Source organism: Agromyces capsici (assembly GCF_058349965.1).
In genome coordinates this window covers 288,268-301,067 of the sequence record NZ_JBYRET010000002.1, presented here as the reverse complement: position 1 = coordinate 301,067, position 12,800 = coordinate 288,268, and the positions used below count along the sequence as shown (strand labels likewise).

Genomic DNA, 12,800 nt, shown 5'->3' with positions numbered 1-12,800 from the left:
CCTAGGCAGCATCGACCCGAAATGGGGCAGCGACACCGGAAATCGAGCGGCCGGCGCCGCGATCACCGGATCCGCTCAGGCGTTCGCCGTCGCGAGTTCCGCGGCCACCTTGTCGCCCCAGGCGTCGATGGCATCCCAGTCGCGGAAGTCGCCCTCCGGCAGCGCGTCGTTCGCCGGCATCCAACTGACGATGCGGTCGGTGCCGCGGAGCTCGTCGACGTGGAGCGCACCGAAGAACACCATGGTGCCTCGCGGGTGGATCTCCTCCTCGTACTCGGCGAACTGCTTCGGCGCGGCGCCGGCGAGCACGTCGTTGCCGTCCTTGTCGACGCGCGACGTGCCGAGCGGACCGCTGCTGAACAGCCAGGTCGGACGGCTCGACAGCAGCGCGTGGTTGTGCCGGACGAACCGCCGGGCCTCCTTGCGCCAGTTGCCCATGTAGGCGGCGCTGCCGATGACGAACGCCTCGAATCCCTCGGGGTACTCGACGTTGTCGCAGCGCTCCGCGTCGACCTCGTGCCCCGCGACCCGCAGTCGCTCGGCGATCCGGTCGGCGATCTCCCTCGTCGAGCCGTACTTGCTCGAGTACGCGACCAGCACGCGCATGACGTCCACCTCCGCTGTCCGCCGACCCCGCTGTCGGCCTCTCGCGGGCGACGCTACGCGCGCGATCCCCTACGCCGAGAGCCGAAGGTCCCCTGTCGTCGGGCGCCGGACGGGCGTAGGTTGGATGGCGAGACCGACCGGGACTGGGAGGCTCGATGACCGTTCCCCTCATCGGCGTCGTCGCCGATCGCAAGGCCGCGAGTTCGGGCGCGTGGGTCGACATCCCCACCGACGCCCTCGCGCACGCGTACATCTCCGCACTGCAGGAGGCGGGTGGCGCGCCCATCCTCTTCCCGAGCATCGACGTGCACCTCGCCGACCCGGGGCGCCTGCTCGACCTCGTCGACGGGCTGTTCCTCCCGGGCGGCCGCGACATCGACGCCGAGCTGTACGCCAACGAGGCGCACCCCTCGAACGACCCGCCCCTGCGCGTGCGGGACGAGCTCGAGATCGCGCTGGTCAAGCTCGCCCGGGAGCGCGCGATGCCGATCCTCGGCGCGTGCCGCGGCATGCAGGTGCTGAACGTGGCGATGGGCGGCACGCTCGAGCAGCACCTCGGCGACCGCCTCGACCTCACGCCGCACCGCGACGTGGTCGGCGAGAAGACCGAGCACCCCGTCGCGATCCACCCGGGCACGTTGCTGCGGAGCATCACGCACGACGAGGAGTTCGACATCGCGTCCCACCACCATCAGGGGGTCGACACGCTCGGTGAGGGCCTGCTCGTCTCGGCGAGCGCGCCCGACGGCGTGATCGAGGCGATCGAGGCGACCGACGGCTCGTTCTGCCTGGGCGTGCAGTGGCATCCAGAGGAGCGACTGGACCCCGAGGGGCTCACGTTGATCCGGGCGTTCATCGCGGCCGCCCGCGACCGGTCGAAGGCCCAGGTCGCCGTGGTGGCGTAGTCGCCCTGTCGCTCAGTCCTGCTTCTGCTTACGCCACTTGATGCCGGCGGCGATGAACCCGTCGAGGTCGCCGTCGAACACCTTCGACGGGTTGCCCTCCTCGTACTCGGTGCGGAGGTCCTTCACCATCTGGTACGGCGCGAGCACGTACGAGCGCATCTGGTCGCCCCAGCTCGCCGTGATGTTGCCCGCGAGCTCCTTCTTCTGTGCGGCCTCCTGCTCCTTCTGCAGCAGGAGCAGACGCGACTGGAGCACGCGCATGGCCGCGGCGCGGTTCTGGATCTGGGACTTCTCGTTCTGCATCGACACGACGATGCCGGTCGGAAGGTGAGTGAGGCGCACGGCCGAGTCGGTCGTGTTGACCGACTGGCCACCCGGGCCCGACGAGCGGAAGACGTCGACGCGGATGTCGTTGTCGGGGATATCGACCTCCTGCGCCTCCTCCATCAGGGGGATGACCTCGACCGCGGCGAAGCTGGTCTGCCGCTTGCCGGCGGCGCCGAACGGGCTCATGCGCACCAGTCGGTGCGTGCCGGCCTCGACCGAGAGCGTGCCGAATGCGTACGGCGCGTCGATCTCGAAGGTCGCGGACTTGATGCCCGCCTCCTCCGCATAGCTCGTGTCCATGACGGTCGCCGAGTAGCCGTGCTTCTCGGCCCAGCGCAGGTACATGCGCATGAGCATCTCGGCGAAGTCCGCGGCATCCACCCCGCCCGCGCCGGAGCGGATGGTGATGACCGCCGGGCGCTCGTCCCACTCGCCGTCGAGGAGGGTCTGCACCTCGAGGTCGCCGACCGTCTTCTGCAGCGCGGCGAGCTCGGAGCGCGCCTCGGCGGCGGACTCCTCGTCGTCGGCCTCCTGCGCGAGCTCGACGAGCACCTCGAGGTCGTCGAGGCGCGACTCGATGCCCGTGATCCGGTTCAGCTCGGACTGGCGGTGGCTGAGCGCGCTGGTGACCTTCTGCGCGCTCTCGGGGTCGTCCCACAGGTCGGGGGCGCCGGCCTGTTCGCTGAGCTTCGCGATGTCGGCCCGGAGGGCGTCGACGTCGACGACGGCACTGATGTCGCGGAAGGTGGTGCGCAGGGAGGCGATCTCCTGCGAGAGGTCAAGATCCAACATGGCGGGTCAAGCCTAGTGGGCGGCGCTGGGCGACCCCTGCGCGAGGCCGCGCCCTTCCGTCCCGTCCGCCGCTGCGGCAGACTCGTGCCGTTCGAAGGCAGGTGCGAATGGATGTCACGGAGTGGCTGCTCGACGCCGATCCGTCGATCCGCTGGCAGGTCATGCGCGACCTCACCGACGAGCCGGCCGACGTCGTCGCGGCCGAGCGGGCCAGGGTCGCCACCGACGGCTGGGGCGCCCGCCTCCTCGAGCTGCAGGCACCCGACGGCCAGTGGGGCGGCGGCGTCTACTCGCCCAAGTGGATCTCGACGACGTACACGATGCTGCTGCTGCGCCTGCTCGGGCTCGATCCCGCCTCGCCTGAGGCGCGCGCCGCCGTCGACCGAGTCCGGGAGGGCGTGAGCTGGGGTCGCCGGGGCGGGCGGCCGTTCTTCGGCGGCGAGTCGGAGACGTGTGTGAACAGCATGGTGCTCGTTCTCGCGGCCTACTTCGGCGAGCGCGACGAACAGGTCGACCGCCTGCTGGAGCGGGTGCTCGGCGAGCAGCTCGACGACGGCGGATGGAACTGCGAGGCGCCGCGCCGCTCGCACGTGGCGTCGTTCCACACGACGATCCTGGCGCTCGAGGCGCTTGACGAGGTCGAACGCTCGGTCGGCGCCGACGCGGCGATCGCCGAGGCACGCGCCCGCGGTGAGGAGTACCTCCTCGATCGGCGCCTGTTCCGCTCACGGTCCACCGGCGAGGTCGTCAACCCGACCTGGACGCGGTTCTCGTTTCCCCCGCAGTGGCACTACGACGTCCTGCGCGGACTCGAGTACTTCCGCTCGACGGGTCGGCCTCCGGACGAGCGGTGCGCCGAGGCGATCGAGCTCGTGCACCACCGCCGTCGCGCCGACGGACGCTGGCCGCTCCAGCACACGCACCGGGCGCGGACCCACTTCGAGATGGAGGACGGCGACGGCGAGCCGAGCCGCTGGAACACGCTGCGGGCGCTGCGCGTGCTGCGCTGGTACGACGCCGAGTGATGCTCCTCGCGCCGAGTGTTCCCGTTCGCGCCGAGTGTTCCCGCTGGAACGGGAACACTCGGCGCGAACGGCAACACTGGAGGGTTCACGGGCGGGCATAGCATCGGAGGGATGACCTCCGACGCCGCGCACCCCTTCTCGTGGCGGTCGATCGTCCTCCCGGCGTACCTCCCGACGCTGTTGTTCTCGCTCGGCGAGGGCGCGATGATCCCGGTCATCCCCGTCGTGGCGACCGAGCGCGGCGCATCGCTCGCGCTCGCAGGCCTCATCGCGGCGATGCTCATGGTCGGCGAGCTCCTCGGCGACCTGCCCGCCGGATGGCTCGTGGCGAGGATCGGCGAGCGCGCGGCGATGATCGGCGCCTCGGCGCTCGCGTCGGCGGGCACCCTGCTCGCCCTGCTCGTGCCGACGACGTGGGCGCTCGGCATCGGCGTGTTCCTGCTCGGCCTCGCGACCGCGGTCTTCGGGCTCGCGCGGCACGCGTTCCTCACGAGCTACGTGCCGGCGCGCGTGCGGGCGCGGGCGCTGTCGACGCTCGCGGGCGTGTTCCGGGCGGGCTGGGCGGTGGGCCCGTTCACGGCGGCGGCGATCATCGCGTGGACGGGGTCGTCCGCGGCGGTGTTCTGGGTGCTCGTCGCCTCGTGCGCGGCGGTGGTGGTGGTGCTGCTCGTGCTGCCCGACCCCGAGAAGGTGTTCGGGGCCGCGCTGCGGGCGCGCGCGACATCCGTCACCCCTGCAGGCGGCGAGGCCGGGCGAGCGGATGCCGCGCACGGCGTGTGGCACGCCATCGTCACGTACCGCGGGGTGCTGGCCCGCATCGGCACCGGCGTCGGCGTGCTCGCGGCGCTGCGTGCGAGCCGCACGGTGATCCTGCCGCTGTGGGCGGTCTCGATCGGCATGCGACCGGATGCCACGGCGCTCGTGATCGGCATCGCCGCGACGATCGACTTCGCGCTCTTCTATGTCAGCGGCCAGGTCATGGACCGGCACGGCCGGCTGTGGAGCGCCATCCCGGGGCTCGTGGGGCTCTCGGTGGGCCACCTCGTGCTCGCGTTCACGCACGACCTGCCCGCCGCGGTCGCCTGGTTCACGGGCGTGGCGATCCTGCTCGGCCTCGCGAACGGGCTCTCGAGCGGGGTCATCCTCACCGTCGGCGCCGATCTCGCCCCGGCGGCGAACCCGGCGCCGTTCCTCGGCGCGTACCGCACGATCGCCGACGCCGGCGCTGCGGCCGCGCCGCTGGCCGTGTCGGCGATCACGTCGGCAGTGTCGATCATGGCCGCGAGCGCCGCGATGGGCGTGATCGGCCTCGTCGGCGCGGCCATGCTCTGGCGCTGGATCCCGCGCTACGTGCCGCGCGCGCCGCGGCATCCGTCGCCCGATGAGACCGAGCCCGATGAGGGCTGGACGCCCGCCGCCGACACCTGACGCCCGTGGGCCATCCGTTTCAGTCGAGCACGCACGGCGTCAGGTCAGTCGCGGGTGCACGGCGTCATCGTGGGCGACGCCGTGATCGGCTCAGGTGGGACGCCCGCGATCGACAGCCGCACATCGGACTCGCCGACCTCGAAGGCGGTCTCGCAGAGGAACATTCCTCGCTCTCCTTCCCGCGGCACTGCCGGCGCCCAGCGCGAGTACGGCAGCAAGGGCACGTCGTCCGCCCAGAGGATCAGGGTGTACTGGCCTTGATGAAGCAGGAGGGGCTCGTCGGAGACGTACGGGAACGGCCCGCGGTAATCCGGGCCGGGCGCCATGATCGGCGTGGTGATGCTGAACGGATCGGAACCGACCTCTGCCCCGAAACCGCCGATGGCCTGAGCGGGAATCGCGACGGGACCTGGATTGACGGTGCCGGCCAGGCCACCGCCCTCGATGCCGACCACGTCGTGGACCGTGACCACGACCCTCGCCCGGGCAACCGCGGGGAGGGTCGGCGACGAGGTCGGCCCGGGCGTCGGCGTCGAGTCACCGGGCGGCGCGCACCCCGAGATTCCCGATGCGAGGACGGCCACGACGCCCGCACGGACGATTCGACCGGCAACGCCGAACGGATTCATCGAACACTCACCCGCTGCTCACCGTACGAGCGAGCGAGCGGTGGCCTGGCGACGAAGGTCCCCCGAGGACGAAGGCCCCTCAATGGAGGAACCCCCGAGGGCGAGCCCGACGAGGGGTTGGACCCCGCCGCCGAGACGTGACCCGTCGGGGCGCCGCGACCCTTCCACAGGCCGGTCCTCGCCGCAAGCCCGTGAGCCGACCGGCCCGAGGTCGCTAGCGTCGAAGCCGACCCCGGAGGATTCCCACCGATGAGCACGACCGACACGCCCGACGTCCTCGTCGCCGACCGGTACCGGCTGGTGACGCAGCTCGGCGCGGGCGGAATGGGCGTCGTCTGGGAGGCGTGGGACACCCGACTGCACCGGCGGGTCGCCCTCAAGATGCTGCGGCCCCGCCCCGAACTCGACGACGAGGAGCGCGCAGCCACGACGCGGCGGGCCATGCGCGAGGCGCGCATCAGCGCGGGCCTGCACCATCCGCATGCCGTCCCCGTCTTCGACGTCGTCGAGCACGAGGGCCAGCCCTGCATGGTGATGCAGCTCATCGACTCGACCCCGCTCTCCTCCCTGCTGCTCACGCGCGGATCCTTCAGCCCGTCGGAGACCGCGCGGGTCGGCACGCAGGTCGCCTCCGCGCTCGCCGCCGCCCATCGGCGTCGGATCGTGCACCGCGACGTGAAGCCGGGCAATATCCTCATCCGCGACGACGGCTGGGCGATGATCAGCGACTTCGGCATCTCGCACGCCCTCGGCGAGGGGACGGTCACGGCGTCGGGTCCGCTGTACGGCACACCCGCCTACCTCGCCCCCGAGGTCGCGCGCGGCGAGCCGTCGAGCTTCGCCTCCGACGTGTTCTCGCTGGGCGCCACGCTGTACGCCATGCTCGACGGCGAGCCACCGTTCGGGACCGACGCCAACGCGATCGCGTTGCTGCATCGGGTCGCTACGGGCGCTCCCCCGCCTCCCGCGCACGCTGGGCCGCTCGGACCGCTGCTGCTCGACCTGCTCTCCGCCGAGCCGGAGCAGCGCCCCGACATGGCGCGCGTCGTTCGCGAGCTCACCGCGCTCGAGGCCGAGCTGCCGGCGCCGGCGGATGACTCGGCCTCGACGCTCGTGCTCGGCGCCACGGTTCCCGCCACGACCGCAGAACCAGAACCAGAACCAGAACCAGAGCCCGAGCCGGAGCCCGAGCCGGAGCCGGAGCCGCGCACCGTGCCCGCTCCGACCCGCCGGGTCGCCGAGCCCGACACCGACGCCGACGCCGACGGGACGACCGCCCGGCCGGCGCCGCCACCGCTCTTCCCGTGGATGTCGGAGTCGCAGTCCGATGTCGAGCCGGCTCGACGCGAGCCGGCGACGGTTCCGGATCGGAAGCCGGAGCCGCAGCGACGCTCGTGGCGGCGCTGGGTCCTCGTCGGCGCGCTCGTCGCCGTCGCCGTGCTGGTCATCGGCGGTGCCCTGCTGCTCGGCTCGCTCGGACTCGGCGGCGAGCCGTCCGGCCCCGTCGCCGAGCCGCGGCCGAGCCCGTCGGACTCGCCGGCACCCGCGGCGAGCGGGTCGGCGGGCCCGTCGGACGAGACATCCGGAACCACCGAGGCCGGCCCCTCGCCCGAGCCGCCCGCCGAGACGCCGGCGCCCCCGAGCGGCGAGGAGCGGGCCGTCCAGACGATCGGCGACTACTACGCCCTGATGCCGGGTGACCTCGACGCCGCATGGCCCCTGATGACGGAGGACTACCAGGTCGGCCACGTCGGTGGTCGCGACGCGTACCAGGCGTTCTGGAGCGAGGTCGCCCAGGTCGAGGTGTCGGATGTCACCGCGTCGTCCCCGACCGACGCGCGGGCGACGCTGATCTACACCTTCACCGACGGCCGGGTGGTCCGCGAGGTCACGGCGTATCGACTCGTCGACGAGGGTGGGACGCTCAAGATCGCAGCGACCACCGTGCTGAGCAGCACGCCGATCTGACCTGGCGCGGTCGCCGCGGCGCGTGCCGCTCATTTCCTCCTTGACAACTCGCGCCGGATCGCAGGAGGCTGTGCCCTAGGGTCCGCGGAGCGCCAAAAGCGTGGCGAACATGAGGTCGCACGATGACGTCGTCACCATTTTCCCTTTGGCCGGAGACGGACCGGTGGGAGTCGTGATGACTGGAATCCGCTTCACCCGTAGTCGCCTCGTCGTGGGCGCCGCCGCGCTCGCGCTGGGAGTCTCGCTGCTGAGTCCGATCGGCGCGAACGCCGCTGAGGATGTCGGCGCGCTCGACATGTACACAGCCGAAGTGAGCGCCGCCGAGGCGGCCGAGATCGACGCGAACTACGACGTCGCCGCCACGCGGGTCACCGACGACGGCGTGAGCGTCGACCTCATCCTCACCGAGGCCGAAGCGAAATCGCTCAAGGGACGGGGCGTGGACGTCGAGGTCAAGAAGAACAAGAACGGCAAGTCGGCTCGGCAGCTGGCGGCCGAGCAGGCCGACTCGGGCTACGAGGTGTTCCGGTCGTGGGATGAGCCCGGCGGCATCCGCGACGAGATGTACCGTCTCGCGCGTGAGAACCCGCAGCTCGTGAAGCTCGTCGTGCTCGGCCACACCTACCAGGGGCGCGAGATCATCGGGATGAAGCTCACGCAGGGTGCGCGGGGCATCGCCGACGGGGCCCGTCCCGCCGTGCTGCACAGCTCGACCCAGCATGCGCGCGAGTGGATCTCGACCGAGGTCAACCGGCGGCTGATGAACTGGTACATCGACGAGTGGCGCGCGAACGACAAGGAGGTCAAGGACCTCCTGAAGGCGAACGAACTGTGGTTCGTCGTCGTGGCCAACCCCGACGGTTACCAGTACACGTTCGACAACGAGCGCCTGTGGCGCAAGAACCTGCGCGACAACGACGGCGACGGGCAGATCACCCGGGCCGACGGAGTCGACCCGAACCGCAACTTCCCCGAGCACTTCGGGTACGACGAGGAGGGCTCGTCGTCGCAGATCAGCAGTGACACGTACCGCGGCCCGTCGGCCGGATCCGAGCCCGAGACGCAGGCGATGATGTCGCTGTTCGATCGTGCCGACTTCTCGTTCCAGATCAACTGGCACTCCTTCGGGCAGTGGCTGCTGTACGCCGAGGGATGGCAGACCGGCACGCCGACCGCCGACGACCCGATCTACTACGCCCTTTCGGGCAACCGTGACGAACCGGCCATCCCCGACTTCGAGCCGGGCCTGTCCTCCGACGTGCTTTACGTGACGAACGGCGAGACGACCGACTACGCCCACGCGGAGCGCGAGACGCTCGCCTGGACGCCGGAGCTCAGCGAGGGCGCCGACGGCGGCGGGTTCGTGTTCCCCGATGACGAGGCGCAGGTGCAGGCGGAGTTCGAGCGGGTGCTGCCGTACGCGCTCGATGTCGCGAAGTCGGCGGCCGACCCGGCGAACCCGGTGTCGCACCTCGGCCTCGAGACCAAGCCGTTCTACCTGAAGAGCGACGACACGTACAAGGTCGGCCTGCCGCTGGCGAACTTCACGTTCGACTACTCCTACGGCGACCCGCAGGAGGTGCGGGTCATCGCGCAGCGCAGCCTGGGCGACGTGACGCTGAAGTACTCGATCAATGAGGGCGACCCGGTCAGCGCGACGACCGAGGAGTGGGCCGGCGGCGACCGCTACGGCGGCCAGACCGGCGTGCACTACGCCATCATGAGCGGGTTCGTGACCGGCACCGAGCCGGGCGACACCGTCGAGGTCTGGTTCGAGGGTGGTGGCGAGGTGAGCGACTCGTTCACGTACGAGGCCGTCGAGGAGTCGACCGACGACGTGCTGATCGTCGCCGCCGAGGACTACACGGGCGCCTCGCCCGGACAGGCCGGCGGGCCGAACTACCTCGAGTACTACACCGACGCACTCGATGCGAACGGCACCGGTTACGACGTCTACGATGTCGACGCCCGCGACCGCATCGCGTCGGATGCCCTGGGCGTGCTCTCGCACTACGACGCGGTCATCTGGTACACCGGCGACGACATCGTGACGCGCGAGCTCGGATGGGCCGGCGGCAACGCCTCACGCCTGGCGATGGACCAGATCCTCGAGGTCCGCGACTTCCTCAACGAAGGCGGGCAGGTGCTGTACACCGGCCAGTACGCGGGCAGCCAGTACACCCCGACCGTCGGGACCCAGTTCTACGACCCGACGGAGGCGAACGAGGAGTGTCGCGCCGATCCCGCGGTCCTGGTGCGGTGTCGCGCGCTCGGCGGATCGGGCGACTTCACGAACGACACGCTCCAGTACTGGCTCGGTGCGTACCTCGCCATCAGCGATGGCGGCACCGGCGATGAGGGCCTGCTCGACGTGCTCGGCGTCGACGAGCCGCTCACCGGGCTCGCGTGGGGCTTCGGCGGTGCCGAGAGCGCCGACAACCAGGGCCACAGCAACTCGTTCATCACGACGAGCGGCATCCTCGACCCGCAGCAGTACCCGCAGTTCGAGAGCTGGGTCGCGGGCCGGTGGGACCGCGAGGGCGGACCGTTCGAGCCGCACAGCGGCGACAACTACGCGTACTCGCAGCTGGCCGATGTGTCGTACAAGCGACTGACGCGCACGATCGACGTGCCGGCCGGCGGTGCGGACCTGTCGTTCTGGACGTCGTACGACACCGAGGCCGAGTGGGACTTCCTCGCGGTCGAGGCGCGCACGCCGAACCAGGCGGACTGGACGACGCTGCCCGACGTCAACGCGCACACCTCGCAGGACACCGGTGAGAGCTGCCCGGCCGGGTGGAACGAACTGCACCCGCAGCTCGACTACTACCAGACGTTCGTCGACGAGACGACGTGCAACCCCACCGGCAGCGCCGACGGCGAGTGGCACGCCGCGTCGGGCAACTCCGGCGGCTGGCAGCAGTGGAGCGTCGACCTGTCGGCGTACGCCGGCGGCCAGGTCGAGGTGTCGATCGCCTATATCAGCGACTGGGCCACGCAGGGCCTGGGCGTGTTCGTCGACGACATCGAGGTCTCGACCGGGGTCGGCTCGACCTCGTTCGAGAACGGCGACACGGGTGGCTGGGAGATCACCGGGCCGCCCGACGGCAGTGCCCCGAACCCGAACAACTTCATCATCACGACGGCGGCGGGATTCCCCGAGGCGGCCGTGGTGGCGACGCCGGGTTCGCTGCTCACCGGGTTCGGCTTCGAGGGCATCACCGGTGCCGACGTTCGGGCCGAGTGGATGGGACGCGCACTGGACCACCTGCTCGACTGACCACAGGACGGGGGAACACGGGGCGACCGACGGCGTGCAGCCGTCGGCCGCCCCGGTGCCATCCGTCGTCCGTCAGACGCCGCAGGCGCTTCAGTCGAGCGTGCACGGCGTGAGCGTCGGCGATGCACTGAGGGGCTCGGCCGGGATGCCTGCGACCGAGAGCCGCACATCGGACCCGCCCACTTCGAACATGGTCTGGCAGGAGAACATTCCGGGCTCTCCGGAATGAGGGACCGCGTTCTCCTCGAGCATCTCGGGTCCTGCGTACAGCACGCCGGCGATCGCACCGCCTTCGACGTCGACGACGTCGTGCACCGTGACCGTGAGCCGCACCCCCTCGCTCGGCGACAAGGTGGGCGAGGTCGAGACCGGCGGTGTCGGCGGCGTTGTCGTCACGTCGGGCGCGGCGCATCCCGAAGCGAGCGAGAGGGCACCTGCGATCAGAATGATGCCGGCTACGCGAACGGCGTCGACGCGTTCCATGGTGTCTCCCGTCGCCCACGGTATGGGCAGCTCGTCGTGCTGATGGCGACGAAGGTCCCCTGACCGTCGGTCGGTTCAGTGGAACACCGAGCGCGCGTCGGCGCTGACCTCGATGGGCACCGTGACGGGCAGGAACGCGGAGCTGATCGGCGCGTGCCAGATCGCGCGCAGGGTGACGGTTGCGCTTCGCCCGTCGGCCGAGTCGGCCCGCACGAGGTCGAGCCCGCGGAGCGAGTGCGGCGCGTCGCCGAGGTACTCGGATGCCGCCGCCCGCACCGACGCGGCATCGAGGTCGAACGCGAGCTCGCCGCCCTCGACGCGCACGTCGTCGAGTCGCCACGATTCGGCCGCCGCGAGGGCAGCACCGTCGGCGAGGGTGAAGAGCCGCTTGCGCTCGAGATAGAGGGATGTCGCGGACACCACCACGAGCACCAGCGCGAGGCCGAGAACCCCGTAGAAGATCGTGAGCAGCAACGTCGAACCGTCCTCGTCGGCGACGGACGTCGGCGCCTTCCTCACGACGCCCCCGCGAACCGTGACACCGAGTGCGTCGCACTCGACTCGAGCCGCACCGTTCCGATCGAGCTCGACGCGAGCACCTGCGGCACGAGCGGGAGCGCGACGGCCGTGCGCACGCTGACCGTGATCCTCGACCCGGGCTCGTCGCACGCCGACGAACACGCCACGTCGACGGAGGTCGCGCCGGCGTCGACGCCGTAGTCGTCGAGCACCACGCGCACCGCGCGGTCGACCACGTCGGCCGGCCCAGCGCCATCCGCTCGGAGCACCGCCACGCGCGCCGCCTGCCTGGCGGCGCCCTCGACGCCGAGTGCGGCCGCCTGGATCGAGGCGACCGCGAGCACGAGGTACACGAGTGGGACGAGCAGGATCATGCCCACGGTGAGGAACTCGAGCGACGCCGAGCCGCGCTCCGCGGCCAGCCGTGAACGGTCCGCGTCAGTCGATCGTCTCGAGCGTCGCATGCCCGGTCACCTCCAGCGCGCGCTCGGGACCGAGCAGCCCGACGACCGGGAGCGCCGCCTGCACGGTGATCGCGATCACCGGTACGCCGCCGACCGACGTGGTCGACGCGCGCACGTCGCCCGCGTAGTCCACCGCGATGGCGGCGTCGATGAGCGCGCGGGTGCGCTGCACCCCTGCGTCGGCGGACGACCCCGCGAGCGCCGCGTACCGAGCACCCTCGGCGGCCGCGTCGAGGACGGTGTTGCGCACGTGCAGGGCGAGCGCCAGCTGTACCACGGCGAGCAGGAGGGCGGTGAGGAGCACGCCCACGAGCGAGAACTCCGCGACCGCCGAGCCGGTCTCGTCGCGGAGCCGGACGCCGAGGCGGCTCAGC

At 71.2% G+C, this 12,800-nt stretch carries 12 protein-coding genes; 5 read left to right on the top strand and 7 right to left on the bottom strand.

The features are described 5' to 3' along the window. Positions 1-75 precede the first annotated feature (75 nt). Positions 76-606, bottom strand: a complete 531-nt coding sequence (locus tag AC3RKB_RS15250; RefSeq protein WP_491437106.1) for a flavodoxin domain-containing protein — start codon at positions 604-606, stop codon at positions 76-78. Positions 607-761: 155 nt separating this feature from the next. Here AC3RKB_RS15250 and AC3RKB_RS15245 point away from each other — a divergent pair, with 155 nt between their 5' ends. Continuing rightward, positions 762-1,511, top strand: a complete 750-nt coding sequence (locus AC3RKB_RS15245) for a gamma-glutamyl-gamma-aminobutyrate hydrolase family protein (protein ID WP_491437105.1) — start codon at positions 762-764, stop codon at positions 1,509-1,511. Positions 1,512-1,523: 12 nt separating this feature from the next. Here AC3RKB_RS15245 and prfB read toward each other — a convergent pair whose 3' ends face one another. Then, positions 1,524-2,630 carry a peptide chain release factor 2 gene (prfB, locus tag AC3RKB_RS15240; RefSeq protein ID WP_491437104.1) on the bottom strand — a complete coding sequence of 369 codons (1,107 nt, stop codon included), beginning with the start codon at positions 2,628-2,630 and terminating at the stop codon, positions 1,524-1,526. Between the two features lie 107 nt (positions 2,631-2,737). Between prfB and AC3RKB_RS15235 the strand changes: the two genes are divergently transcribed. Together AC3RKB_RS15235 and AC3RKB_RS15230 are read left to right on the top strand one after the other, a co-directional pair. Then, positions 2,738-3,655 carry a hypothetical protein gene (locus AC3RKB_RS15235; protein WP_491437103.1) on the top strand — a complete coding sequence of 306 codons (918 nt, stop codon included), beginning with the start codon at positions 2,738-2,740 and terminating at the stop codon, positions 3,653-3,655. Positions 3,656-3,766: 111 nt separating this feature from the next. After that, the gene (locus tag AC3RKB_RS15230; protein WP_491437102.1) at positions 3,767-5,083 is read left to right on the top strand and encodes an MFS transporter; all 1,317 of its coding nucleotides are present in this window, start codon (positions 3,767-3,769) and stop codon (positions 5,081-5,083) included. 44 nt (positions 5,084-5,127) lie between these two features. On the opposite strand, the gene AC3RKB_RS15225 is transcribed toward AC3RKB_RS15230, so the two are convergent. Beyond that, entirely contained in the window at positions 5,128-5,538 is a 411-nt protein-coding gene (locus tag AC3RKB_RS15225; protein WP_491437101.1) for a hypothetical protein, read from the bottom strand. Between the two features lie 423 nt (positions 5,539-5,961). Between AC3RKB_RS15225 and AC3RKB_RS15220 the strand changes: the two genes are divergently transcribed. Together AC3RKB_RS15220 and AC3RKB_RS15215 are read left to right on the top strand one after the other, a co-directional pair. Continuing rightward, the gene (locus AC3RKB_RS15220; protein WP_491437100.1) at positions 5,962-7,680 is read left to right on the top strand and encodes a protein kinase domain-containing protein; all 1,719 of its coding nucleotides are present in this window, start codon (positions 5,962-5,964) and stop codon (positions 7,678-7,680) included. A gap of 175 nt (positions 7,681-7,855) precedes the next feature. Then, the gene (locus tag AC3RKB_RS15215; protein WP_491437099.1) at positions 7,856-10,960 is read left to right on the top strand and encodes a M14 family metallopeptidase; all 3,105 of its coding nucleotides are present in this window, start codon (positions 7,856-7,858) and stop codon (positions 10,958-10,960) included. A gap of 90 nt (positions 10,961-11,050) precedes the next feature. Here AC3RKB_RS15215 and AC3RKB_RS15210 read toward each other — a convergent pair whose 3' ends face one another. The 4 genes from AC3RKB_RS15210 to AC3RKB_RS15195 all read right to left on the bottom strand — a co-directional run bounded on the left by AC3RKB_RS15210 (position 11,051) and on the right by AC3RKB_RS15195 (position 12,799). Next, positions 11,051-11,443 carry a hypothetical protein gene (locus AC3RKB_RS15210; RefSeq protein WP_491437098.1) on the bottom strand — a complete coding sequence of 131 codons (393 nt, stop codon included), beginning with the start codon at positions 11,441-11,443 and terminating at the stop codon, positions 11,051-11,053. Positions 11,444-11,518: 75 nt separating this feature from the next. Beyond that, the gene (locus AC3RKB_RS15205) at positions 11,519-11,962 is read right to left on the bottom strand and encodes a pilus assembly protein TadG-related protein (protein WP_491437097.1); all 444 of its coding nucleotides are present in this window, start codon (positions 11,960-11,962) and stop codon (positions 11,519-11,521) included. Then, positions 11,959-12,426: a TadE family protein gene (locus tag AC3RKB_RS15200; protein ID WP_491437096.1), complete on the bottom strand. Its 468-nt coding sequence runs from the start codon at positions 12,424-12,426 to the stop codon at positions 11,959-11,961. The genes AC3RKB_RS15205 and AC3RKB_RS15200 overlap by 4 nt, the downstream gene beginning before the upstream one ends. Next, entirely contained in the window at positions 12,401-12,799 is a 399-nt protein-coding gene (locus tag AC3RKB_RS15195; protein ID WP_491437858.1) for a TadE/TadG family type IV pilus assembly protein, read from the bottom strand. Before AC3RKB_RS15195 ends, AC3RKB_RS15200 begins: the two co-directional genes overlap by 26 nt. Between the last annotated feature and the right edge of the window lies 1 nt (position 12,800).

Bases quoted from the DNA above. Each gene is read 5' to 3' on its own strand.
- prfB (WP_491437104.1), bottom strand. From the start codon at position 2,630: ATGTTGGATCTTGACCTCTCGCAGGAGATCGCCTCCCTGCGCACCACC.
- AC3RKB_RS15245 (WP_491437105.1), top strand. From the start codon at position 762: ATGACCGTTCCCCTCATCGGCGTCGTCGCCGATCGCAAGGCCGCGAGT.
- AC3RKB_RS15250 (WP_491437106.1), bottom strand. From the start codon at position 606: ATGCGCGTGCTGGTCGCGTACTCGAGCAAGTACGGCTCGACGAGGGAG.
- AC3RKB_RS15215 (WP_491437099.1), top strand. From the start codon at position 7,856: ATGACTGGAATCCGCTTCACCCGTAGTCGCCTCGTCGTGGGCGCCGCC.
- AC3RKB_RS15200 (WP_491437096.1), bottom strand. From the start codon at position 12,426: ATGCGACGCTCGAGACGATCGACTGACGCGGACCGTTCACGGCTGGCC.
- AC3RKB_RS15235 (WP_491437103.1), top strand. From the start codon at position 2,738: ATGGATGTCACGGAGTGGCTGCTCGACGCCGATCCGTCGATCCGCTGG.
- AC3RKB_RS15220 (WP_491437100.1), top strand. From the start codon at position 5,962: ATGAGCACGACCGACACGCCCGACGTCCTCGTCGCCGACCGGTACCGG.
- AC3RKB_RS15210 (WP_491437098.1), bottom strand. From the start codon at position 11,443: ATGGAACGCGTCGACGCCGTTCGCGTAGCCGGCATCATTCTGATCGCA.
- AC3RKB_RS15230 (WP_491437102.1), top strand. From the start codon at position 3,767: ATGACCTCCGACGCCGCGCACCCCTTCTCGTGGCGGTCGATCGTCCTC.